A 25525-nucleotide genomic window follows, 5' to 3' on the forward strand; every position below is an offset into this window, starting at 1 on the left:
CCAGCCTCAAGACCACTTATCCAGCAATTCTGGAACGTTGAAGCTGAGCAAAACACAACCAATCAATTAACCACTACTTAAGCCTTTATCAGCTCACCAGATTCCATAGCCTCTTTAAAGTTCGCTGCAACTTGCCAGTGGCTTCCAAAGAAACGGTTGCCATCAGCTCGTTTAATCTTAACTTTTAGGGTGCCATCTTTCTGTTCTTTGACGGAGGTGACAACCACTTTGTTTCCTTCCACTCTCTTGTAGTTTGCAATACCTCCCCTTTTTATAATGAAGTTGGGTCGGGGAAAATCTATATGCTCATATTGAGGGGCATCTGGTCTCCCTATTTCAAAAACATCACCAACAGAAACTTCCTGCGCGTTAAGGCTGAAAGCCCCGATCATAAACGCTACTACTAAAATGTACTTATTCATATTTGACTATTTAAGGGTTATACAAAATTTTTACTTTATAAACTTTTTATTGAAAGACCAATATTATTCTTCTGTCCCATCCACTCTACATGTTCAATAATCCTTGAATCTGTATTTGGAATCCGTATTTCATCTCCAACTGCACTCCCTATCAAAGCTGCTCCCAAAATGCTTCGCACCGAAACTTTAGAAGAGTCATTAACTGTTTCAGGTTCAAGTACCAACTGAAAGGTTTGCTTTTTACCGGATTTCTTGGCCACGGTTACCTTGGAGTATAGTCGAACAATACCTTCAGGGAGTTCTGATCCATCACAAATTTTTGCATGTTCCAAACGTTCTTTAAGCATATCCAGAGCATCTTTTTGGAGATAGTCATGATAATGCTTGCGAAAGTTCAGTATCTTTTTCAGGGCCAAATAATCCGTCTTTTCCATAGTTACTTCACCAAACTTCATGACTTGGATTTGTATGTTCTAACACTAACGGCCGGTATAAAAATCAACATGGCTATTCTGTTTGCCTTATTAAGACAAAGCCCATGCCTAAAAAATGTCTGAAATAGGATTTAGATATAAAAAACTGTATATCAGTTACTTGATTCGACTTAAAAGAAGAGAATAAAAAGATTGATTGGGTAGATTCTACCCATATGGGGAAATATTACCCAGTCTATTTGAGTCGCTCACGAAGTGTTTTTCGGTCAATGCCCAAAATTTTTGCTGCTTTGGATTTGTTGTTTCCGGTGGAGGCCAGAACTTTTTGGATGTATTCTTTTTCAACCTGTCTTAGCGGTTTTAAAGATTCCTCTGGAAAGTCAATTTTAAACTTAACCTGCTCAGGAAGATGATTTACGGACACTTGCCCATCACACATAATAACGGCTCGTTGGATAATATTTTCGAGTTCACGAATATTTCCCGGCCATGAATAACGCTGAAGCACTTGAACTGCCTCTGGGGTAATACTCACCAATCTATCCCTATATTCCACACCGTATTTTTGAAGAAACTTGTTGATTAAAAGGGGAATATCAGAAATGCGATCGCGCAACGGTGGTACCTTTATGGAAACCACGGTTAAACGGTAATACAAATCTTCCCTGAAATGCTTACCCTCAATCATTTCTTCCAAATTGCTGTTGGTGGCGGCAATGATTCTGACGTTCAGTTTTTCAGGTTTTTGAGAACCCACCTTGATCACCTCCTTTTCTTGAAGAACCCTCAACAGTTTAGTCTGAACGGTTAGCGGTGCATTTCCAATTTCATCCAAAAAGATGGTTCCATTGTTGGCGGCCTGAAAAAAACCACTTCGGGTTTCATTGGCGCCAGTAAAGGCTCCCTTTGTATACCCGAAAAGCTCTGCTTCCAATAAATTCTCTGGAATGGCACCACAATTAACGGCAATGAACGGAGCTCGTGAAAATCTGCCCGAATAATGAATAGCGCGAGCCACAAGCTCCTTTCCCGTTCCACTCTCACCCCGAATGAGCACCGTGGCATGGTTGTCCTTTACCCGTTCAATGATTTGCGTAATATTTTCAAAAGCTTCCGAGGCGCCTATCATTTCCCCATATGCCTTTGGGAGTTGTGGTTCTGGTTTTACATCTTTTCTTTTGAGGATAATGGTCTTTAGGGCCTTTTCAACGGCATCTTCCAGCTCTGCTTTGGTAAAAGGTTTGGTAAGGTATTCCGTTACACCTGATTTAATAACGCTCATGGCGTCATCGATGGAAGGGAAACCCGTCACCACTAATTTGGGCATATCCGGAAAATGTTCCGCCGTGTACTTGATCAATTGTATGCCATTAATCTCAGGCATATTAATATCCGTAATCAAGAGGTCTATTTCAGTGTCCTTCAAAATGTAAAGGGCTTCCTTGACCGATACAGCGCTATATGTGTGGTAGTGCATACCACCGAGGTGCCTTTGGAGCAGTTCCAAAATCTGAATATCGTCATCCACCAACAAAATATTTTCTTTTCTGAGCATGCGGTCTATTTGATTTTGGGTAATTCAATAGTAAAAATGGTCCCTGTTGGCTTATTTGGGGCATGTGATATGCGACCCTTGTGACTTTGGATGATACCATGCACAACGCTAAGACCAAGGCCACTGCCCTCACCCACGGGTTTGGTGGTAAAGAAAGGTTCGAACACGCTGTTTTCTTTATCCTTTGGTATTCCAGAACCTTCATCAGAAATCACCATGACCACCTTATCCTTTTTATCTGTAACCTTCACTTTAATTTTACTTTGTGGTGGCGAAAAGTAAATTGCGTTTACAATAAGGTTGAACAAGACTTGGGTGAGCTGGATTTTATCGGTCCTTAGTTGAATATTTTCTGAACTAATGTCCAATTGGCAAGAGATCTCATTCTTGGCCAAGGTAGCCCGAAGCAAGTCAATGGCATCTTCAATGACTGGGACGATATTAATGGTGCTGCGCTCCTCGGGCATTTCGCAAGCAAAGAACATGAGTTTTTTTACCACTTCCCGGGAAAAAATGGTATTGGTTATGATTTTATCCAAATCCTTTACAGCCAAAGAGTCGTTTTCAACTCTTTCGCGCAAGAGTTCGGCAAAACCCAAAATATTGGCCAAGGGGGTATTGAGCTCATGGGCTATGCCTGCAGTTATCTCACCTAAAATTCTAAGGCGGTCCGCTTGCTCCACCTGTCGTCGGATACTTTCTTGATTGTCCTTGATTTCCTTTCGCTCCAGAAGGTTACCCACTTCCAGACAAACGTTGTCCAATAATTGCTGTTCTTCCACCAAGAAATCCTCTAACGTATATTTTGGTGTTGGGTAACCTACACGAATAACACCTTTTGGCTCATTAAAAACCTTAATGGGAGACTTTAAAAAAACGTAGGCCTCACCCCTTTCTTCGGTTTTAATTGAAATTGTTGGTGTTTCCAATTCCACGTAGGTTTCCTCATCGAACTGCCAAGCCACTTGCAAACAGTTGGCTATGGCCTTGAGGACTTCTTCAATTTGCTCATAATCACTGTTAACAATCAAAGAGGTTACCTCATAAAGGCAGGTTAATTCCTTAATACGTTCTTTAAGTTTCTGTTCGGCGGTGTGCAAGGTCTTGTCTTTGCCCGTAAATTACTAAATTCCTATATACTTAAAATGAAAGAGGGACTTTTAAAATCCACCAAAATTATATTGAATCCAATCGTTGAATTTCCATTGTTGCCGCTGAAATTAAATCCTTCAGTTGTTCTGAATCTTTTTTAGGACAATGTTGGGACAATTGGTATTCTGATCTTTCAATAAGCCTTTGGCAATAGGCTATCTGCTCCTTGACCGGTAGCTTGGATATGGTTTGACCAAATAGGCGATCCAAGTGGCACAATGAAACTTCCCTGGACTTTAAACGAATAAATTTGAACATTTTAATCTGGGGTTGGTTGGATTATCTAGAAATCCACAAAAACCAAGCCATAATTGTTAAAGTCACACTTTACCTTATACGGTAACTTCCACCTTCAGCATGAAGCCTCTACGATTGACATTTACAATACTAATTCTAGGGTCCCTGCTTAAATGCTTGCGCAAGTGCGAAATAAAAACATTGAGGCTCTTTTTATTAAAGTAGTCGTTTTTATCCCAAATAGTGGTCAATATTTCTTTATGGGTGCACAATTGATTCATGTTCTTGGCCAATAGCGTAAGTAAATCAAATTCTTTGCCGGTCAACTTTATGGGTTCTGAATTGTATCTGAGTTCAAAACTTTCAGTATTCAATGTATAGCCTCCAATTTTAAAATTGGTCTCTTGGGGTTCAGAGTCCGGGTTAGAGACCAATCGGGATAAGAGCGCATTGATTCGAACAACAAGTTCTTCTTCATCTATTGGCTTTTTTAGGTAATCCACCGCCCCTAGGGAAAATCCTTTTAAAACATCAATTTTTAGGGACCGCGCAGTTAAAAAGAGAAAAGGAAGTTCTGGATTGATGGCCTTTACCTTCTGGGAAAGTTCAAAACCATCCATATCTGGTAGCATTACATCCAGAATCGCCAAATCGAATACATTGGTTTCAATTTTTTTCAGGGCTTCCTGTGCATTTTTTGTCCAAGTAACGCCAAATCCCTTCATGCCAAGATACTCGGAGAGCAGGTAACCTAAAGACGCATCGTCTTCCACCAAAATCAACTTGTATTTATTCTCCATTGTTGCTCACTTTTAGGGAAATGACAAATGTTGTGCCCTCTCCCAATTTACTATCTACCGTAATTTTACCGTTGTGCATACTTATAATTTTATGCACGTAGGATAAACCAAGTCCATATCCTTTTACTTTATGGACATCACCATTTTTTATTCTGTAATATTTCCTAAAAATCTTTTTTTGGTCTTTTTGGGCAATTCCCGGACCGTTATCGGAAATGGCAATCAATAGCTTTTTATGGTGCACTCTCGCAAACAGACGAATGACTGGATTATCAGCATATTTTTTGGCGTTTTCGAGCAGATTCCCAATAGCATTCTCCAAATGGAATCTTTCAGCCCGTAATGGATAGGCGTCCCCGACCAGCTCATAAGAGAAGTTGACCTGTTCATATTCCGAAAGAATCTTAAAGTCTTTACAAATACGCTCCAACTCAGGTTTAAAATCAATCTGGCCAAACTGCATTATTTTTTTTCCAGATTCCAAGCTGGCCAATTCCAATACCTTGTCAATATGCTTTCTTAATCTATCTGTTTCACGCCGAATCAGCTCCAAAACTGGCTTCTTCTCTTCCGAAATCCCCTCTTCCAATATTTTGCTCGCCAGACCAATCGAAAATACCGGTGTTTTTAATTCGTGGGTAAGATTGTTGATGAAGTCATTGGTTGTGGTGATCAAACTGCTTTGCCAATAAAATGATCGCAATACCCAAACTACTACCACAATTATTGCCAATAGAAAAATAATCCCTGGAATTGTTAATCCGTTCAACTGGCTCATAAAATAGGTGTTGATGTCTTCAAAGCCCAGCTCCAACACCAGTTCTTTATTCAATAGGTTGGGAAGATAACCTTCAATTTTGATGGGGTATGTGAGGATATCATCATCCTTTACATGGGGAGTATGGGAAGAAAGGTATTGGGTGGAATCCCTAGCATATAAGGAATATGTAAATGGCGCGTCTATTCCGGAAACTCTAAGTTGATAAGAGATATAGTCGTTCAAATAGTATTGTGAGAGCCTTTCCAGACTATCCAAACTAATCTTTAACTCAGAATTATCCTTTTGAAGGGTGCTGCCCAAAGTATATGAAAGTGAGTTGACCTCTGAAAGCTCACTGTTTATATTGTCTCGTACATCGTCGATTTTTTGTGAGAATTGTACCCTTGCTAGTCCTAATCCAACTCTAAGATATTGGTACTGAACCACCAAGAGGCCTATTACAGAGACCACAAATACAATGACATAAACATTCCTTTTTGTCAACATAGTACGAAGTAAGCAAAAAAAGCCAAGCATTTTACTTTATCCTTAGCCCCATTAATCTTTCATTAATCTTTTTGTTCTTTCGTTAACCTCTTTGCTTCATGAAATATTCTAGTTTAGCATTGAGTTTAGTTAGTCATAAGTAGCGTTACATCCATAAAAAGGATAAATATAAAACCGGCCAATTGGCCGGTTTTATATTTTTAGATATCCTGCTTTGCTGTGTTAATGTGTTCGGAAAGTTGGTCCGGTTAACTGTCATATCCATTATATTTGCAGTCCAAATTTTAGGCATGTTCAGTTTTTTTGAAAAGAAAGTTTACTTGGCCGACTATCTGCATGGGCTGGTTGACATTCACAATCATATCTTACCTGGCATTGACGATGGCGCCAAAACAGTGGAGCAATCCATTGAACTACTAAAGGGATTTGGTGAATTTGGGGTAACTAATTTTATCTGTACCCCTCATATAATGCACAACTATTATGACAACACCCCTAAAACAATTGAACAGTCATACGAAAAGCTAAAGAACAAGCTTGTTGAGGAGAACCTTCTGAATGTGAATATTGACTGTGCCGCAGAGCACATGATTGATGACAACTTTGAGGATTTGTTGGAGAAGGGCGAGGTTATGCCCCTTAAAGAGCAATATCTTTTGATAGAAATGTCATACTTGCAGCCTTCATTTAATTTTGACCTTTCTGTGGATAAAATTGGCAATAACGGTTATTTTCCGATTTTAGCCCACCCAGAAAGATACATGTACTTTCATCAAAAGTATAGAAAGTACGGCGAGATGAAGTCTAACGGGGTTATGTCTCAATTGAATTTGTTGTCCCTTTCCTCTGAGTCCTACGGTGCCAATGTTCAAAAAATCGCTGAAAAACTATTGTCGGACAATCTAGTGGATTATGTGGGTACTGATATACATAACCTTCGCCAGCTTAAAGTATTAAAAGAGATTAAATTATCCAGTAAAATAATGAATCGACTTTTGCCTATTATAGAGAATACGATTCAGACGTTCTATTGATTACGCAAACTTCCACCACTTTTTGACAGATTTACCATAACCATAACCGTATTTTCCTCCGTAACCTAGATTAGACTGCTTTACATTGTTGACCACAAAGGAAAGACCTTTGAGTTTTCCCTCTTTCTTCAGTTTTAGTGGAAAATCCAATACCTTAAGGTCTGTTACACCAGCTTTAACCACATAGAGTACTAAGCCAGCATAATCACTGATTAACAACGTATCGGTAACTACCATTAATGGTGCAGTATCCACAATAACATAGTCATACATTTTGGAAACTTCTCCGAACATATCCTTTATTCGGTCGCTCATGAGCAGTTCCGTAGGGTTAGGAGGGATTTTACCTGAAAAAATAATGTCAATGGCATTGCTATTCACCTGGGTAGGTATAATAATATCCCCTAGTTGGGTGGTAGTATCGTTAAGATATTCTGTTAATCCGGTTTTAACAGATCTAACAGGTTTGGCCTTGTTCTTGCCATTCAACACTTCTGGATTGTCATTGAAAAAATTATAAAGTTTAGGGTTTCTAATATCACCGCCAATAAGCAATACTTTTTTGCCCGTACTTGCGTAGATGGCAGCCAAATTAGAGGACACAAATGTTTTTCCCTCTCCGGGCACACTTGAGGTTACAAAGATTACGTTGTTGTCTCCTTTTTTTGAACGTTGTAAATAGTTGATGTTGGTTCTTAATATGCGCAGGGACTCCGCAAGTACCGAGCGATCTTCTTTTTTCACAAACTTAGCTTCCTTTCTGCCGAGTCTTGGAATCTCCACGAGTATTGGTACGTTTTCTGAGAATCTTTCCAGTTCCACTTTATTATGAACCTTGTTATCAAGTAGCTGTCCTGCATAAATCACAGAAAATGGAAGTAAAAGACCTAATACTATTGATGCCAGATATACCATACGGCTGTTGGGCGAAACAGGTCGGTAAGAGCCGTATGCTGGGTTTATTATTTTGGATTTTGGTGAAGCCGATGCAAAAGTAATCTGCGACTCTTCCCGTTTTTGAAGCAAATACAGATAAAGCGATTCCGTGGTCTGCTGTTTTCTGGAAATGTCTCTTAAGGCTCTCTCATTACTGGGAGCAGCATATATTCTAGAATTAATCTGGGACAACTGCTTACTTAAGCTATTAACCTTTAAGTTCAGGTTGTTGGTAACATTATTCAAACTGGATTGCATTCCCTTTTTTAAGGATTCCAACTGTTGGTCCAATTTTACCACGACTGGGTTTTTTTCCCCTGAACTCTCCAACAATCTTTTTCTTTGGGCCACAAGCGCATTATATTGCTCAGCAGTGTTGGCAATGCCGGGGTCGGAAATGCCCACGTTTGAGGGAATAATTTCATACCCTTCTTCACTGGAAATTAAATCTTTCATTGAACTTGCGATGTTCAATTGTATGTTTGCATCTTGAAGCTGTTGTTCTCCTATGGTACTTTGCTCAAAAGTGACATTGGCCTGTGAGCCCAAATCGGTTATACCCCGACTGGTTTTAAAGTTTTCAGCTGTTTCATCTGCATTTGAAAGCGTTCCATAAATCTCGTTTATACGGTCGTTTATGAACTTTGTTGTTCGGTCAGCAATCTCCTTTTTATCATTTACAGCATTAGCATTATTGATCTCAACCAACGCATCAATTACATCTATGGCCCTTTGCTGAACATGATCACGGAGCATAATGTTGATAATATTGGAAAACTTACTATCTGCTGCGTTAATTACAATTCTATTTTGATAAGCATCTGCCACCAGTGGAATTGGGTTTACGATGATACGAACTCGTTCACCCTTGTAGCCCTTAATTTGTTTTGTTGGAATAAGGATAATGTCCCCTATTTTTGTCTTTATATTGGAGCCAAATGTATATTTTACAACTGAGCCGTCCTCTTCTTCTGTATACCCAAAATCGTTTTCCGAAATAATATCAACAAAAAACTCATGCTTGGATTTATTGATAATAGAATCAGGAGCGATAAAATTAATAGTGAAAGGATACTTTTCTTGCCCATAAAGTTCCTTACTTCGGATATTTCCGGTAACAAAATATCTGATGTTCAATTTTAGATTTTTAACGATGCTAACATAATTGTCTCGCGCGTTCAAAATCTCAACTTCATCCTCAATTTTGGCTTTGTTGCCCGAAAATATATCCAAATCCTGTAGCACACTAAGTTCAGATGAGGCTCCTTTATCCTCTAAAATCTGAATCTTTGCTGACGCAACAAATTCGGGTACTGCGTACCTTAAGTATAAATGGGCCAATGTCAAGGCAATTATCACACACATTGCAAACCATTTCCATTTCTTTAAATAAATGGAAATCATTTCCTTCAAATCCATTTCTTTGCCGTTGGTACTCATTTGTATGGGGTAATGTATAGTGTTGTTAGGCTAAAAAATCAATTAATTTCTGGTTAAAAGAACAACTGTGGATGTTATTAGAACGGAAATAATGGAAACAGCAATAGATGCTCTTTGATCGAGACTCGAGGCTGTTTTACCAGACTTGTTGGGCTCTACATATACCACATCGTTCTGGGTCAGATAGTATACGGGGGATTTTAACGCCTCTTTGCTGTTGAGATTGATTCTATTATAAACTTTAGTGCCATCAAAATCTCGAATAACCATTACATTGTCCCTTCTACCTTTAATATTGATATCCCCTGCAAAACCCAATGCTTCCATAATGGTTATCTGTTCTCCATTTATGGGATAGGTTCCAGGTCTGTTAACTGCTCCCAAAACCGTAACGGAAAAATTTTTGATTCTGATGTTTATGATGGGATTTACCAGATAGTCCGCTAACCTTTTCTCGAGCAGTTTTTGTGTTTCGGCAGGTGACAAACCTGCAATTTTAATTTTTCCAATTACCGGGAAATCAATCTCTCCATTTTTATCCACCAAGTAATCCACTTGTTCTGGTCTCATACCTCCCTCTTGGGCTCCCCGGTACAAATTGAATGGTGCACTTGCTTCTGGATCCAATACAGAAACATGTATGCTTACCAAGTCGTCTACCTTAAATTTAGTGGAAAATGTATTATCATCCACCAAGGTTTCAAACTGATTGGCATCTCGAAAATAAACGACATCTTTTGATGAGGTACAGGAAAAAGCAAGGCATAAGACTACAAGGTAGATTGCCAACCTTATTTTTTTTTGGTGCATGGAATAAAACATTTAGTTATTGAGTTGAGGTAATCCTATTTCAGATTGTTTTTTGAGATCTTTTGATTTCTCCCCGTCCAATTTACAAAAATCGGAATTGTTGGAAATGTATTCTGGTACAATACTTTTCATCAATTGAACAACATTGTCTTTAAAAAACAAATTTGAAATACAAAGTTCATCTATCATCGTTCTTGTTGCTGAATAGTCAATATCCCGCACCTTACTGATCATTATCTTATCATGATAGGTAGGCAAGGTGTTTTCACCATTGGCCAATAGTTCCTCATATAGTTTTTCACCAGGTCGCAACCCGGTAATTTTTATGTCAATATCTTCCGGATATCGCAGACCAGAAAGTCTGATCATATTTTTAGCCAAATCCATGATTTTGACTGATTCACCCATATCGAAAATGAAAATTTCACCTCCTTGCCCCATTGCTCCAGCTTCCAAGACCAATTGTGAAGCTTCTGGGATGGTCATAAAATAACGAGTAATATCCTTGTGCGTAACCGTAAGAGGTCCGCCCTTCTCTATTTGCTTTCTAAACAATGGAATCACAGAACCGTTTGACCCAAGTACGTTGCCAAAACGTGTGGTCACAAATTTTGTTTTGCCATCTTGTTGTCTGCAACTAATGTACATTTCCGCTATACGTTTTGTTGCCCCCATGATGTTGGTCGGATTAACCGCTTTGTCAGTTGAAACAAACACAAATTTCTCCACCTCAAATTCCACCGCTAGATCGGTTATGGTTTTTGTTCCAGCAACATTGATTTTTACAGCTTCATAAGGATTTTGCTCCATTAAGGGTACATGTTTATAGGCCGCGGCATGAAAAATCCTGTCTGGTCTATATTCTTGGAACAATACACGCATTTTGTTTTTGTCACGAATATCCCCTACAATTGGAACAAAATTAAAATAACCAATCTGTTTCAATTCCTGCTGAAGGTCGTAGAGTGCAGATTCTGCTTGGTCAACAACAATTAATGTTCGGTAATTGTATTTGCAAATTTGGCGAACAAGTTCGCTGCCAATTGAACCAGCCCCACCAGTAACCATGATTACCTTATCTTCAAAATCCTTCAACACCTTGCTATTCCTTATCTCAATAGGTGGGCGATCCAATAAATCCTCAATTTGAACCCTCTTAATCTGAGAAACCTTTAGTTCACCATTGATCCAATCTTCAACAGGAGGTACAATTTTAACCTTAACCGGCAGATCAACAACTTCATTCACCAAGACCCTAAGCTGCTTTGGGTTTATACTCTGTATAGAAAAAATTATCTCGGAAATGTTATTGAACCTTACAAATTCTGGCGTTAAAATGGATTTATCGTAAACTTTCACACCATTAATCTGTTTACCTACTTTCTGAAGATTGTTGTCCACAAAACCAACAACCTTGGCTCTCATTTTGGAGTGATTGGTGAGTGTATTGTGTGTTATTATACCGGATTCTCCGGCGCCATAAATAATCAAGTTCTTTGAGGGAGATGTACTTCCGTTCATCATTGTTTCGTAAACAATCTTGAACACGTACCTTGAAGTAGACAGTGAAATAAAGGTCAATAAACTATTAATGATTATTATGGATAAAGGAATTGTAAATCCATCTACAAAACCCGCGGACCTATTGGCCAATACCACACCAATTGCTCCAATACTTGCCAAACAAACCGCATTAAAAATAGCATAAACGTCTTTAATGCCCGTATGTCTGACCACGCCTTTATAACTTCCAGAAATCATGAACGCCATTGTAAAAAGTACAATGATGATTGGCAATTGCGTCCATAACTTTTGAACATCAAAATTAAAGCTAAGATTAAACCGAATAAAATATGCTAAGATGAAGGACACAGCTACAATGCCCAGATCGATGAGCAGCACTGTCCATTTGGAAGCGTAGCGTCTACCGTTTCTAAACAAGAATTTTCTGATCATTGAAACTTGTTTTTAATTATTTTACAAATTCTTTCCAAATCTTCGATTTCCATGCTAGATCCACTTGGCAAACAAAGACCTGTATTAAAGAGTTTTTCACTAACTCCATTTACGTAGCTTACCGCGTTTTCAAATATTGGTTGCAAATGCATTGGTTTCCACAAGGGTCTAGATTCAATGTTTTCATCCAGTAGCGCAATTCTCACTCTTTCCCGAATAGTAAAAGATGGCGTTAGAATACAGGTCAGCCACCTGTTTGAATAACTTCCTTTCGACTCTTCCAAAAATGAGATTTCGCTACAGTTGGCCAGATTGTTTTTATAAAACTCAAAATTGTCCCTTCTGGCGGCCACCCTATTTTCAAGTACTTCCATTTGTCCCCTTCCAATTCCAGCCAGCACATTGCTCATTCTGTAGTTATACCCAACACGGGAGTGTTGGTAATGTGGAGCATCATCTCTGGCCTGTGTGGCCAAAAAAACTGCCTTGTCCTTTATTGTCTGGGTCCTGCAAAGTAATGCACCTCCCCCAGAAGTAGTTATGATTTTATTGCCATTAAAAGACAGGATTCCCATTTCACCAAAGCTTCCACAATTAAAACCATTGTAAGAGCTTCCCATAGCCTCTGCACTGTCCTCAATAATTGGTATTCTGTAATTTGTGGCTATGGCATGTATTTCATCCACCTTGTATGGCATTCCATATAAATGAACCGCTACAATGGCTTTGGGTTTTCTTCCAAGGGCCATTCTTTCTTGAATTGCCTTTTCCAAAAGTTGAGGCGAAATATTCCAGGTTTCCTCCTCACTATCTATAAAAACCGGTGAAGCCCCAAGGTAGGTTATGGGATTTGCAGATGCGGAAAAAGTAAAACTTTGACAAAGCACTTCATCGCCATGCCCCACATCCAAGAGTTGAAGAGCCAAATGTATGGCCGCAGTTCCTGAGCTAAGGCAGGCGGCATGAACTCCGTTGTCTATGAATTGTTCAATGGCATGCTCAAATTTTTGAACATTGGGTCCAAGCGGTGCAATCCAATTGCTGGCGAATGCTTCCTTAACATAAAGCTCTTCATTGCCTCCCATGTGGGGAGGCGACAACCAGATTTTTTTAGATAAAGTGGTTTCCATTTTCAGTTTTGGGTTGATGTAAGTAGGGGTCCTTTCTATTCACAGGAGTAAATTTAATGGTAAAATCCTAGCAAGCTTTCTTTTCCAAATACAATTCGCCAAAGGTTTCAAAAACTCGATTAAGTGTTGAAATACATAACTTGCCCATCATTAAGAGAAGTATTTCATTGTTCAGTAGGTCAGAAATCTGGCTATATCCTGATAAAATGATTAGATTTTGGGATGAACTGTTTTTTACAAAATATAAATGTGCCTTTGCCGTTAGTTTTTTTGATATTTGCACTTTGTTCAGAAACCTTAACAAATCTTAAATGAAAAAAATCGCTTCTATTTGTTGTATTGGTGCTGGTTATGTTGGAGGGCCAACAATGTCGGTAATTGCCAATAAATGTCCACATATTAAAGTTACCGTTGTGGATATTAACGAAAAGAGAATCAAGCAATGGAACCAAGACGATGTCAGTAAACTTCCAGTTTATGAGTCTGGGCTTCCTGAAATTGTAAAGGAAACACGGGGAAGAAATCTATTTTTTTCAACCGCAATTGATGAAGCAATTGATGAGGCTGATATGATTTTTATATCGGTAAACACTCCGACCAAGACTTATGGTAAAGGTAAAGGTTTGGCTGCCGACCTTAAATATATAGAGCTGTGTGCAAGAAATATTGCTAGAGTTGCCAAAACAGATAAAATTGTTGTTGAAAAATCTACGCTTCCTGTGAGAACCGCTGAAGCAATTAAAAGCATTTTGCACAACACTGGCAACCATGTCAATTTTGAGATTTTGTCCAATCCAGAGTTTCTAGCCGAAGGAACTGCTATTGATGACCTATTAGATGCAGATAGGGTCCTTATTGGTGGCGACGATACACCCTCTGGTAAAGAAGCAAAAAATCTTTTGAGCAGTATTTATGAGAACTGGTTGCCCAAGGAACGTATTCTTCAAACCAACGTATGGTCCTCCGAGTTGTCCAAACTTGTGGCCAACGCATTTCTTGCACAAAGGGTTTCTTCCATAAATTCCATTTCTGCGCTATGTGAAAAAACAGATGCCAACATAGATGAGGTGGCCAATGCCATTGGATACGATAGTAGGATTGGCCCTAAGTTCCTTAAATCTTCTGTAGGCTTTGGGGGGTCTTGTTTCCAAAAAGATATTTTAAACTTGGTGTATATAGCAAAAACATTTGGGCTCAATGAGGTAGCCGATTATTGGGAACAGGTAATTATCATGAACAATTATCAGAAAACAAGGTTTTCTGACCATATGATATCTACAATGTTCAACACCGTTGCAGGTAAAAAAATAGTGTTTTACGGATGGGCCTTTAAAAAGGATACTAACGATACCAGGGAGTCCGCCGCCATCCATGTGGCAGATTTGTTAATGGAAGAACAAGCAAATATTGTCGTTTATGATCCCCAGGTAAGCGAAGAACGAATTTACATGGACATGGATTACTTAGGGACTAGGTCTGAAGCAGAAAATAGAAATTTGCTTACTGTGACCTCAGATTACATGGAGGCTACGAAAGATGCACATGCCATTGCCATTCTTACAGAGTGGGATGAGTTTAAAACCTATGACTGGGCACAAATACACAAAAACATGCTTAAACCCGCTTTTGTTTTTGATGGTAGAAGGATCTTGGACACGAAGCACATGAAAGATTTAGGGTTTGATTTTTATAAAATTGGTGAATCTTAGTATTTATACAATGAGATTTATAAAAAGAGCCTGACTGCGATGCAAGCATTCAGGCTTTTCTTTTTAAAAGAATATCTTTATAGCATAAAATCAGGGTTTTGAAAATATTGGTAACGGGGGCAGCGGGATTCATAGGATTCCATGTTTCGCTTCAGCTTCTAAAAAAAGGGCACGAGGTAGTAGGCCTTGATAATATCAATGACTATTATGATGTTAGACTTAAATATGCGAGACTCGCTCAGTTGGGCATAGAGAAAGTAAATGCAGAGTCTTTCAATACGGTTTGTGAGAGCAAAACCTACGGGAATCGATTCAAGTTTATACGAATGGACTTGGAAAACCGTGAAATGCTGCCCAATCTTTTTAAAGAAGAGAACTTTCAGATAGTATGCTCACTAGCTGCACAAGCTGGCGTTAGATATAGTCTTGAAAATCCAGAAGCGTATATTGACAGTAACATAGTAGGTTTCCTAAATATACTTGAGTGTTGTAGGCACCACTCCATTGTCCATTTGGTATACGCAAGCAGTTCCAGTGTTTATGGCCTGACTGATTCAATACCATTTTCCGTGGACCAATCTGTTGATAAGCCCGTAAGCTTATATGCCGCAACAAAAAAGAGCAATGAGCTTATGGCTCATGCCTACAGCAATCTTTATAAAATGAAAACCACTGGGTTACGCTTTTTTACAGTTTATGGACCATGGGGACGTCCTGATATGGCAATCTACCTTTTTACAGAAGCAATTTCCAATGGCAAACCTATCAAAGTGTTCAATATGGGGAAAATGCATCGCGATTTTACTTATATTGATGATATCGTAAGCGGTATAACCAAAATTATTGAAGGTTCGACCAATGACTCCCAAACTGACTGGCAATTGTATAACGTTTTTAATCTTGGAGCGGGTAATCCAGTAAAACTGATGGATTTTATAAAGGAAATTGGAAAAGCGCTTAAAACTCAACCGAAAATTGAGTTTTTACCGATGCAAAAAGGTGATATGGAAAAAACCTGGGCAGATGTAGGACACATTAAACAAAAATATGGCTATTCACCCACAACTCAAATAAAAGAAGGTATTCCAAAGTTTGTAAACTGGTTCAAGGAATACCAAAAGGGTCAGGAAGATTAAACCCTCTTTTATTTAAATTCCTCCAAAAGTTTTTTCGTGAACAAATCGGCTCCACTCTGATCCACATGGTCAAAATCCGCCCAATGGTTTCTTGACTTTAAAAATTGGTAGGTATCCATATCATAAACGCCTACCGAGTCTGATTGGACTTTTTTGTAAAACTCTCTGGTATATCCTTCATATTGGTTTACATCCACAAGTTTTGGCACATACAGTTTACTTATTTTAATACCTTCTTGTTCACATAGTTGTATGGCCGTATCCACAAAACGCTCTTGTGATTTCGTATTTTTAAGTAAGTCAGACTGCATCCAAACATTGAGGACAAACTTGCGCTTTAGTACCTTAAGCTTGTTCATAAATGATGGATTCCCACTCTCAGAACGGTACAAATAATCATTTAAATAGAGGTTGTAATATTCATCACTCTTACTCCCGGTTCTTCTGGAAATTGCCTCATCATAAACCTGTTGGGGAATAGTGTCATGAGCATACAGAACCCCATATTGCCTATATAAAAATGCTTCATATGCCTTGTCGCTATTTTTTTTGTCAGGAAATATTTGAAAAAAGAAATATTCCAAGCACAGCTTGGCTTTTTTAAATACAAAACTGATATAATCCACAGTAAATCCCTGTCCTGATCTAAAAAGACCTGTTGAAGTATATAAAAGTGGTGTCATTTTATGCAGTCCCTGAAAAGGTGTTTTTCCCTTTAGGAGAACAACCTCTTTAGGTTTCAGTTCCATCAACCTATTTATAAAATAAACCCCTATTTCATTACCATTGTGCGGAACCCCCATGTTGATGACATTCATACCATTATTCTGCATCAATGAGTCGTTTAGGGCACCTTGCACCAAGGACGATCCCAAAAAAATGGTGCTTCCCTTAATCCTTTCCTGATGATTTTTAATAAGATTTAAGTTCCAACCGATTTTTTTGTACGCTGTATCCTTTGTCTTATGAACAATAAACTCATCAGAGAATGTAACCTGGGAAAGCAAAAAACAGGTCAATAAAACAAAGCTCGACAAAATAGCAAGTTGAACAAGGAACTTTCTCATAATTTAGAATTGAAAGTATATAAAATCTTGTTGGTTATCCGTAGACCCGATAATACATAGGCAAATCAAAAAATACAATGCCCATCTATACCCAAGGCTCCAGTTGGCACCAAATCTTTCCAGAGCAAACTTTTCTCTTCGCCCCATCCATTCCATCACCAAGAAAACCATAAGAAATAGGAACAAAGACCATGGAATGAATTCAAGAGGTGTGTCGAGCTTGGTGAAAATCCCTTTTAAATAAGAAAAAGCATGCTCAAGGTTTTCCGCTCTAAAAAACACCCAAGCCAAAATGGTCAACAAAAAAGTAGTGCCAATTTGCCATAATTCCCTTAGTGTGGGGAGTTTGGTGTCCATAGCAACTATATCAATATTCCTGCGGTTTTTATTTGTCAACAAAAGCGGAAGAAAATATAGTGCATTTAATGCACCCCACACAATAAATGTCCAATTGGCCCCGTGCCAAAATCCACTGACCAAGAAAATGGCAAAGGTATTTCTAATTTTCATTCTAAGGCCTCCCCTACTGCCCCCCAAAGGAATGTAAAGGTAATCCCGAAACCATGTTGATAATGAAATATGCCAGCGGCGCCAAAACTCTGCTATATCCCTAGAAAAATATGGATAGGCGAAATTCTGCATTAAATCGAACCCAAATAGTTTAGAAGTTCCTATTGCGATATCAGAATAACCAGAGAAATCACCATAAATTTGAAATGCAAATAAAAATGCACCAAGGACCAAGGTAATTCCTCCATGCTCTGCCGAATTGTCAAAAATTAGATTTACGTATTCGGCGCATTGATCTGCAATCACCACTTTTTTAAATAGCCCCCACAAGATTTGCCGCATTCCATTTACGGCATTTTTATAGCTAAAACTGCGCTTAGTGTAAAACTGAGGTAAAAGATTGGTTGCCCTTTCAATGGGACCTGCGACCAATTGAGGAAAAAAACTAACAAAGGCCAAAAAGGCGATAATGTCATTGGTAGGCTTCAATTGTTTTCTATAAACATCTATGGTATAACTCAATGTTTGAAAGGTGTAGAAACTGATACCAACAGGCAGAATAATATTTAATGTGTGACCGTCGAACCCATGTCCGAAAAAACTAAAGGCCGATTTAAAATTATCCAGAAAAAAATTGTAGTATTTAAAAAAGCCCAAAAAGCCAAGATTCACCAAAATACTGCACCATAACAGTATTTTACGCCTTGAGTTGTTCTCAGTTTCACCCATGGCCCTTCCAATAGAATAGTCGACCAATGAACTGAAAATTATCAAGGACAAAAAACGATAGTCCCACCATCCATAAAACAAATAGCTGGCCAGAACAATCAATAAGTTTTGAAGCTTCAGATTCTTATTGGTCACAAACCAATACAGAAAAAATACGATAGGTAAAAAAACCGCAAAATCGAATGAGTTGAATAACATAGGAAACTATAGGCTTGGCTTAGTCAGAAACGACACATTTTATAAATTATTTTCGACCCCACGTGAGATGTGGATTGTTTTCATTTCAATTCCTTCATTAGAGTACAAATAAAATTGATTCTATCCATTCTATTGCAATATCATGTTGTAGTTATTCAATAATCGTAAAAAAGAGTGCTTTTAAAGAACTATTTTTGCCTCTATAAGACGAATATTGATATTCGCTCGTTATTCTTGAAAACCTCTACAAAGAAATCATTACATGAAAAAAGCATTGATTACTGGAGCTACCGGACAGGATGGAGCCTATCTAAGTGAATTTTTATTAAAAAAAGGTTATGAGGTCCATGGCTTGAAAAGAAGGTCATCACTTTTCAATACCGATCGTATAGACCACCTTTACGAAGATCCACATGTGGAAGGAAGAAAGTTTATCCTTCATTATGGGGACATGACAGATAGTACCAATCTGATTCGATTGATCCAAGAAATCCAGCCTGATGAAATATACAACCTGGCTGCTATGAGCCACGTTCAAGTATCTTTTGAAACACCTGAATACACAGCAAATGCAGATGGCATAGGAACCTTAAGAATCTTGGATGCTGTGCGATTATTGGGGTTGGAAAAAAAGACAAGGATATATCAAGCTTCTACATCAGAATTATATGGTAAAGTTCAGGAAATACCGCAGACTGAAACAACACCATTTTATCCAAGAAGCCCTTACGCCGTGGCCAAAATGTATGCGTATTGGATTACGGTCAACTATCGCGAAGCTTATGGAATGTATGCTTGTAATGGCATTCTTTTTAACCATGAGTCTCCTATTAGAGGAGAGACTTTTGTAACACGTAAAATTACAAGGGCAACTTCTAGAATTGCCCTAGGGCTCCAGGACAAATTGTTTTTAGGTAATCTTGATGCCCAGCGGGATTGGGGCCATGCAAAAGATTATATAAGAATGATGTGGATGATTTTGCAGGCAGATGAACCAGAAGATTGGGTAATCGCTACCGGTAAAACCACGCCAGTTCGGGACTTTGTTCGTATGAGTTTTGCCGAAGTCGGCATTGAACTTGAATTTAAGGGCGAGGGCGTTGATGAAAAAGCCTTTGTCAAAGCGTGCAACGATCCAAAATATCAAATTGAGATAGGTAAAGAGGTTTTAGCAGTGGATCCAAAATACTTTAGACCCACTGAAGTGGAACTATTAATTGGAGATCCCACCAAAGCCAAGACTAAATTAGGCTGGGTTCCGGAATATGATTTGGAAGGTCTTGTAAAAGACATGATGCAAAGCGATATTAAGCTCATGCAAAAAGATCAATACCTAAAAGAAGGAGGTTATCGCATTCTTAACTACTTTGAGTAAATGAACAAATCCGACAAGATTTTTGTTGCTGGTCATAGAGGGTTGGTAGGAAGCGCCATTGTGGACAACCTTAAACAAAAAGGATACTCCAATTTGGTGGTGAAAACTCGAAAGGAACTAGACCTTAAAAATTCCATTGCAGTTGAACATTTTTTCGAGAAAGAAAAACCGGATTATGTGATATTGGCAGCTGCTAAAGTTGGGGGTATTGTTGCCAACAATATCTATAGAGCAGATTTTATATACGAGAATCTAATGATTCAAAACAACGTAATTCACCAAAGTTATGTGCACAACGTAAAAAAATTATTGTTTTTGGGAAGTACCTGCATCTACCCAAAAAACTGCCCCCAGCCCATGAAGGAAGATTATCTTTTAACCGATGTGCTGGAATATACCAATGAGCCCTATGCCATTTCCAAAATAGCAGGCATTAAAATGTGCGAAAGTTATAACCTTCAGTACGGAACCAATTTTATTTCGGTGATGCCAACAAATCTGTATGGGCCCAATGACAACTTTGATCTTGAAAAATCACATGTGTTGCCTGCTTTGATTCGTAAAATTCATTTGGGCAAAGCTTTGGAAGAGAACCATTGGGATACTGTGCGCAAAGATTTAACTCGGCTTCCCATTGAAGGTGTCTCAGGTGATAGCAGTAAAGTAGAAATCCTCAGTGTTCTTAATAAATATGGGATAACTGTGACCGACGGAAAGGCTACAGTTGAGATTTGGGGAAGTGGAAAGCCAATGAGAGAATTTCTATGGTCTAGGGAAATGGCGGATGCCTGCGTTTTTATTATGGAAAACCGAAATTTTCAAGACATATACAGTGGCACTAAGGAAATACGAAACACCCATATAAACATTGGAACCGGAAATGATATTTCCATCGCTGATCTAGCTCAACTCATTAAAAAAGAAATTGGGTTTCAAGGTAATTTTCAATTCAATACGGACAAACCCGATGGTACAATGAAAAAACTTACCGATGTTACCAAGCTAAATGCTTTGGGGTGGAAACATTCCATTGAAATCAAGGAAGGCGTTTCCAAAATGTACCAGTGGTATAAACAAGCTTAAAACAATTTATTTTCAGCTAAGAAAACCCATTAACAACATACAAATTGAGTTTAGGGGATAAAATTTTTTCCGGTGCGTTGTGGAGCTTTTTTGAAAGGGTTTCAACACAAGCAGTTCAGTTTGTGCTGGGTATTTTCCTAGCGCGACTTTTATCCCCCAAGGATTATGGGTTAATTGGTCTTTTATTGGTGTTCATTGTAATCTCGCAGGTATTTATTGACAGTGGCTTCACCAAGGCGCTGATTCAAAAAAAAAATAGAACGCAAGAAGATATTTCCACAGTATTTATTTTTAACCTTCTTATAAGTATTGCATTCTACATCTTACTTTGGTTCGTTTCACCCTTGGTTGCGGATTTTTATCAAATTTCAGAACTCAAAGTTATGCTCAGGGTTTTGGCCCTCTCATTGATTTTGAATGCCCTCTTCACCGTTCCTGCAACTTTAGTCACCATAGAATTGGATTTTAAGGTTTTTGCAAAAGTTAACTTTATAGCCGTTTTGGTTGCTGGTGGAATGGCCATATATTTTGCTTATCATGGGCATGGAGCCTGGTCTTTGGTTTACCAAACCATAATAAAAGCAGCAGTAACAGGAATACTCCTTTGGATATGGACCAAATGGAAACCGATATGGGTTTTCTCCAAAACTTCATTCAAATCCCTTTTCTCCTATGGATCAAAATTACTGGTAAGCTCTTTGATGAACACTTCTGTCAGCAATATCTCCGCCTTACTGATAGCTAAGGTCATAAGTGCAAGGGAACTGGGTTATTATACACAGGGAACCCAATTTACAGACCTGATTTTCAAGACCGTAAATGCCATGGTTGAAAAAGTATTGCTTCCAGGCCTATCAAAAATCCAAGATCAAAAAGACGTTCTTATTAAATACTACAAAAACATCATTAAAATAGTTGCCATTTTTGTGACCCCTGTTTTTTTTATTCTCATTGTGGTTGCAGAACCAATGATCAAAGTGCTACTTACCGAAAAATGGCTTCCAGTGGTTCCTGTAATGCAACTTTTTGCCTTGGCCAGATTAATTACTATAATATGTGGCATTAATGTTAATTTGCTATATGTCTTAGGGAGAACAGATTTGGCCCTCAAGCAGCAATATGTTAAAATTCCTATTAGACTTGTACTGTTACTTGCGGCGCTAAAGTTTGGAATTATATATGTGGCGCTTGCCGAACTTTTGGCAACAACTATTCATTATTTTATAGACTCCTATTTTCCAGGAAAAATTATGGCATACGGAGCCAAAAAACAGCTTAATGATCTTTATAAAATTGCAGGATTTAATTTTATATTGATGATAGGTTGCTATCTTGCTTTAATGCTGATTCCAAATGATATTGTCAAATTAATAGTAGGGCCCATTTTATATCTCGCTCTATACCTGTTGGGCAATTTCTATTTTAAAGTACCCGAATTTATGGGCCCTTTGAATAAGTTTTTAAAACTGATTCCGTTTAAGAAATAACCTCAATTACTCTTGTAATGACCATTGCCATTTTCTCCAACTTTTTCAATCATCATCAAAAACCATTGGCAGATGAATTATATAAAGCGTTGGGGGAAGATTTTACCTTTGTGGCTACCGAGCCAATGCCCGATTCTTTTAAAAAATCAGGTTACAGTACTTTTGAGAATACCCCTTATGTTCTGCATGCTTACGAAAATGAGAAAACAAAACATAGGGCAGTAGAACTAAGTTTGACATCTGATGCGGTTATTCATGGTGCGGCTCCTTTACTATATATAAAAGAAAGATTAGCACTGAATAAACTAACTTTCAGATATGCCGAAAGAATGTTCAAAAAAAGTGCCTTGCAGAAATTCAATCCTCGCACCTTGTGGAACCAATATAAAAAACATACAGTATTTAAACACAAAGACTGCCATATGCTCTGTGCCAGCGCATATACAGCAAATGACCTCCATTGGATAGGTGCCTACCCAAACAAAATGTACAAATGGGGGTATTTTACCAAAACACCCAATATTGATATTGAATCAGTTTTGGAAGAAAAACGGAATTCCGTTTTTACCATCCTATTTGTAGCTAGGTTAATCGACTGGAAACATCCTGAAATGGTAATACTGTTAGCTGAGGAGCTAAAAAAAATGGGGTGTTCCTTTGAAGTAAAAATAGTGGGGTCGGGAGATATGAAAGAAGAACTTTCCAATATGATTGACCGCTCTGATCTGGGCAATTGTGTTAAACTTTTGGGCAATATTGAAAATGAACAGGTCTTGGAGCTCATGAGAACCTCACATGCGTTCTTTTTTAGCAGTGATCGCAATGAAGGTTGGGGAGCAGTGGCCAATGAGGCCATGGCCAATGGCTGCACCTTGGTTGCCAGTCATGAGATAGGTGCCGTACCTTATCTAATCATACCTTATAAAACGGGGATGGTTTTCCAATCAAAAAATTTGAAACAAGCTACTGCCATTATGAGAAAGTTGATTGAGGACAGGGAATTAAACAGTTCCTTGGCTCGGAACGCTTTTTTAAGTATACGTGAAACTTGGTCCCCTAAAAATGCAGCTACAAATTTGTTGGGTTTATCCCAAAACCTGCTTGCATCAAAACAAAATAATATCAAAACGGGCCCCTGTAGTCCCGCAAAACCAACCAAAACAAATTGGTATAAAACATTAGTAAAATGAAAGTATTGTGGATAACAAATACTGTTTTTCCAGATTTAGCAGTTGCCATTGGGCAAAAGCCCCCTGTTGTTGGTGGGTGGATGTATGGACTGGCGAAAAGCCTAAGTGAAAGTAAAAACATAAAACTTTATGTGGCCACTACAAGAAATGCTGTGAAAGATGATGAAAAAACATTAAACAACATTACCTATTTTCATCTTTTGGGGCAAAAATCCATGAATCAATATGACCCCTCTCTGGAAGCAAAGTGGCGTAACATTGCAGATAAAATAAAACCTGATATCGTACATATACATGGGACAGAATATGCACATGGTTTAGCTCTTATGAATGCCTGTCCCAAACTAAATTATACAATATCCATACAAGGTTTAATAAGTGTTTACTCAAGATACTTTTTGGCCAACTTGAGCCCTAAAGATCTTCGAAAAAGTTTATCTCTTAGAGATGTTCTTAAGGGCCAAACTCTAAAACAGGAAGAACAAGAGTTCTTTAAACGGGGAAAGGATATAGAGCTTAACTATTTATCCAAGGTAGAACATGTAATTGGGAGAACCCAATGGGACAATGCACACTGTAAAATCGTAAATCCAAAAGTGAAATATCATTTTTGCAATGAATCTTTAAGAGATTCATTTTACTATGCAAAGCTTTGGGAACCAAAAGATAATGGGGCACCAGTCTTATTTTTATCCCAAGCGTCAAGACCTTTAAAGGGGCTGCACCAAGTTTTACATGCCATTTATTTGTTGAAAGACCAATATCCCAATATTCAACTTAGAATTGCAGGCGGTAATATTGTTCGAAGTGAAAGTTTAAAGCAACGTTTAAGTATTTCTGGGTACGGTAAATATATCCGTGGATTGATTTCAAAATATGAAATTGAGGATCAGATTACATTCACTGGACCATTAGATGAAGAGGGCATGATAAATGAATATGTTGGTTCTGATATGTTCATTTGTCCTTCCAGTATAGAGAACAGCCCCAACTCATTAGGTGAAGCTCAATTATTGGGCGTACCTGTGATAGCCTCCTATGTGGGGGGTGTTTCTGATATGCTGAGTCACGAAGAAACCGGTCTTTTATATCGGTTTGAAGAAGTTGAAATGTTGGCTATTTACATTAAAAGGTTGTTAGAGGACAAATCCTTGGCCTTAAAGTTGGGAAGAAACGGGCATGAAGCCGCCAAAATAAGACACAATAGACAAACGAATCTTGAACAATTATTGTCCATCTACCGAAGTATTGCGTAAATTCATTGTTCAAGATTATGGTTAGACTCAAAAAATTCATATTGTCAATTTTTGGATTCCAAAATAAAATCTTCAACTATTTACTAATCAAGTATAAAAAAGTTTCTTATGAGACCTACCCAATTGTGAATGGTCGGCTTTTCATTCGAGGAAACGGCAAAATTATTTTTGGAAAAAACGTAAAATTCAACAGTAGCCCTTCTGCGAATCCAATTGGAGGTGATACCAGAATGACCATTAGGGCAAATAAGGGTGCAACATTAAAAATTGATGATTACTGTGGAATTTCCAACTGTGCCATTATTTGCCATGAAAGCATTACAATTGGAAAGCATGTTAAAATTGGTGGTAGCGTAAAAATCTATGACACAGATTTTCATTCTTTGAATGCCGAGCTCAGAAAAAACAACATTACAGATATTCCAGTAACAAAGCCTGTTATCATTGGAAATTCTTGTTTTATTGGTGCCTTCAGTATCATACTAAAAGGAGTTTCCATCGGCAATAATTCTATTGTAGGAGCCGGGTCAGTGGTTACAAAATCGGTGCCAGAAAATGAAATATGGGCAGGGAATCCTGCAAGATTTATTAAAAAGCTAGACACTTGATCCA

The 25525-nt window shown here is 38.2% G+C and carries 22 protein-coding genes; 9 read left to right on the forward strand and 13 right to left on the reverse strand.

The genetic code is table 11. The features are described 5' to 3' along the window. Positions 1-77 precede the first annotated feature (77 nt). The 7 genes from ACFOWS_RS10110 to ACFOWS_RS10140 all read right to left on the reverse strand — a co-directional run bounded on the left by ACFOWS_RS10110 (position 78) and on the right by ACFOWS_RS10140 (position 5867). The gene (locus ACFOWS_RS10110) at positions 78-422 is read right to left on the reverse strand and encodes a hypothetical protein (RefSeq protein WP_379764109.1); all 345 of its coding nucleotides are present in this window, start codon (positions 420-422) and stop codon (positions 78-80) included. A 35-nt stretch (positions 423-457) separates the two neighbouring features. Continuing rightward, the gene (locus ACFOWS_RS10115; RefSeq protein ID WP_379764111.1) at positions 458-877 is read right to left on the reverse strand and encodes a GreA/GreB family elongation factor; all 420 of its coding nucleotides are present in this window, start codon (positions 875-877) and stop codon (positions 458-460) included. Positions 878-1091: 214 nt separating this feature from the next. Continuing rightward, entirely contained in the window at positions 1092-2411 is a 1320-nt protein-coding gene (locus tag ACFOWS_RS10120) for a sigma-54-dependent transcriptional regulator (protein WP_379764113.1), read from the reverse strand. 5 nt (positions 2412-2416) lie between these two features. After that, a complete protein-coding gene (locus tag ACFOWS_RS10125) occupies positions 2417-3511 on the reverse strand; it encodes a sensor histidine kinase (protein WP_379764115.1) in 1095 nt (364 codons plus the stop codon). Between the two features lie 76 nt (positions 3512-3587). Continuing rightward, on the reverse strand, positions 3588-3821 hold the full coding sequence (locus ACFOWS_RS10130) for a hypothetical protein (RefSeq protein WP_379764117.1): 234 nt from the start codon (positions 3819-3821) through the stop codon (positions 3588-3590). 74 nt (positions 3822-3895) lie between these two features. After that, positions 3896-4600: a response regulator transcription factor gene (locus tag ACFOWS_RS10135; RefSeq protein WP_379764119.1), complete on the reverse strand. Its 705-nt coding sequence runs from the start codon at positions 4598-4600 to the stop codon at positions 3896-3898. Continuing rightward, positions 4590-5867 carry a sensor histidine kinase gene (locus ACFOWS_RS10140; protein ID WP_379764121.1) on the reverse strand — a complete coding sequence of 426 codons (1278 nt, stop codon included), beginning with the start codon at positions 5865-5867 and terminating at the stop codon, positions 4590-4592. Before ACFOWS_RS10140 ends, ACFOWS_RS10135 begins: the two co-directional genes overlap by 11 nt. A gap of 290 nt (positions 5868-6157) precedes the next feature. On the opposite strand from ACFOWS_RS10140, the gene ACFOWS_RS10145 reads away from it, so the two are divergent. Beyond that, positions 6158-6901 (forward strand): tyrosine-protein phosphatase, encoded by a 744-nt coding sequence (locus ACFOWS_RS10145; protein WP_379764123.1) that lies wholly within the window; start codon positions 6158-6160, stop codon positions 6899-6901. Here the strand turns inward: ACFOWS_RS10145 and ACFOWS_RS10150 are convergent, their stop codons facing one another. From ACFOWS_RS10150 to ACFOWS_RS10165, 4 genes are read right to left on the reverse strand one after another with little or no spacing between them, the layout of a single operon-like run. Further along, on the reverse strand, positions 6902-9277 hold the full coding sequence (locus ACFOWS_RS10150; protein WP_379764125.1) for a GumC family protein: 2376 nt from the start codon (positions 9275-9277) through the stop codon (positions 6902-6904). It lies immediately after the preceding gene. Positions 9278-9319: 42 nt separating this feature from the next. Beyond that, on the reverse strand, positions 9320-10087 hold the full coding sequence (locus tag ACFOWS_RS10155; RefSeq protein ID WP_379764127.1) for a polysaccharide biosynthesis/export family protein: 768 nt from the start codon (positions 10085-10087) through the stop codon (positions 9320-9322). 12 nt (positions 10088-10099) lie between these two features. Then, entirely contained in the window at positions 10100-12043 is a 1944-nt protein-coding gene (locus tag ACFOWS_RS10160; RefSeq protein WP_379764129.1) for a polysaccharide biosynthesis protein, read from the reverse strand. Beyond that, the gene (locus tag ACFOWS_RS10165) at positions 12040-13173 is read right to left on the reverse strand and encodes a DegT/DnrJ/EryC1/StrS family aminotransferase (RefSeq protein WP_379764131.1); all 1134 of its coding nucleotides are present in this window, start codon (positions 13171-13173) and stop codon (positions 12040-12042) included. The genes ACFOWS_RS10160 and ACFOWS_RS10165 overlap by 4 nt, the downstream gene beginning before the upstream one ends. Before the next feature lie 311 nt (positions 13174-13484). On the opposite strand from ACFOWS_RS10165, the gene ACFOWS_RS10170 reads away from it, so the two are divergent. Beyond that, positions 13485-14882 carry a nucleotide sugar dehydrogenase gene (locus tag ACFOWS_RS10170; protein WP_379764133.1) on the forward strand — a complete coding sequence of 466 codons (1398 nt, stop codon included), beginning with the start codon at positions 13485-13487 and terminating at the stop codon, positions 14880-14882. A gap of 98 nt (positions 14883-14980) precedes the next feature. After that, the gene (locus ACFOWS_RS10175; RefSeq protein ID WP_379764135.1) at positions 14981-16018 is read left to right on the forward strand and encodes an NAD-dependent epimerase; all 1038 of its coding nucleotides are present in this window, start codon (positions 14981-14983) and stop codon (positions 16016-16018) included. Positions 16019-16026: 8 nt separating this feature from the next. Here the strand turns inward: ACFOWS_RS10175 and ACFOWS_RS10180 are convergent, their stop codons facing one another. Beyond that, positions 16027-17085: a hypothetical protein gene (locus ACFOWS_RS10180; RefSeq protein WP_379764137.1), complete on the reverse strand. Its 1059-nt coding sequence runs from the start codon at positions 17083-17085 to the stop codon at positions 16027-16029. Between the two features lie 3 nt (positions 17086-17088). Further along, a complete protein-coding gene (locus ACFOWS_RS10185) occupies positions 17089-18522 on the reverse strand; it encodes an MBOAT family O-acyltransferase (RefSeq protein WP_379764139.1) in 1434 nt (477 codons plus the stop codon). A 262-nt stretch (positions 18523-18784) separates the two neighbouring features. Between ACFOWS_RS10185 and gmd the strand changes: the two genes are divergently transcribed. From gmd to ACFOWS_RS10215, 6 genes are read left to right on the forward strand one after another with little or no spacing between them, the layout of a single operon-like run. Next, positions 18785-19897: a GDP-mannose 4,6-dehydratase gene (gene gmd, locus ACFOWS_RS10190; RefSeq protein ID WP_379764141.1), complete on the forward strand. Its 1113-nt coding sequence runs from the start codon at positions 18785-18787 to the stop codon at positions 19895-19897. After that, on the forward strand, positions 19898-20980 hold the full coding sequence (locus tag ACFOWS_RS10195; RefSeq protein WP_379764143.1) for a GDP-L-fucose synthase family protein: 1083 nt from the start codon (positions 19898-19900) through the stop codon (positions 20978-20980). 44 nt (positions 20981-21024) lie between these two features. Further along, entirely contained in the window at positions 21025-22467 is a 1443-nt protein-coding gene (locus ACFOWS_RS10200) for a lipopolysaccharide biosynthesis protein (RefSeq protein ID WP_379764145.1), read from the forward strand. 17 nt (positions 22468-22484) lie between these two features. Further along, positions 22485-23657 carry a glycosyltransferase family 4 protein gene (locus ACFOWS_RS10205; RefSeq protein WP_379764147.1) on the forward strand — a complete coding sequence of 391 codons (1173 nt, stop codon included), beginning with the start codon at positions 22485-22487 and terminating at the stop codon, positions 23655-23657. After that, entirely contained in the window at positions 23654-24913 is a 1260-nt protein-coding gene (locus ACFOWS_RS10210; RefSeq protein WP_379764149.1) for a glycosyltransferase family 4 protein, read from the forward strand. The genes ACFOWS_RS10205 and ACFOWS_RS10210 overlap by 4 nt, the downstream gene beginning before the upstream one ends. Before the next feature lie 17 nt (positions 24914-24930). Beyond that, positions 24931-25521, forward strand: a complete 591-nt coding sequence (locus ACFOWS_RS10215) for an acyltransferase (protein WP_379764151.1) — start codon at positions 24931-24933, stop codon at positions 25519-25521. The last annotated feature ends 4 nt before the right edge of the window (positions 25522-25525 follow it).

Origin of the sequence: Flagellimonas marina, from assembly GCF_042651185.1 — a bacterium.
Classification (GTDB): Bacteria; Bacteroidota; Bacteroidia; order Flavobacteriales; family Flavobacteriaceae; genus Flagellimonas; species Flagellimonas marina.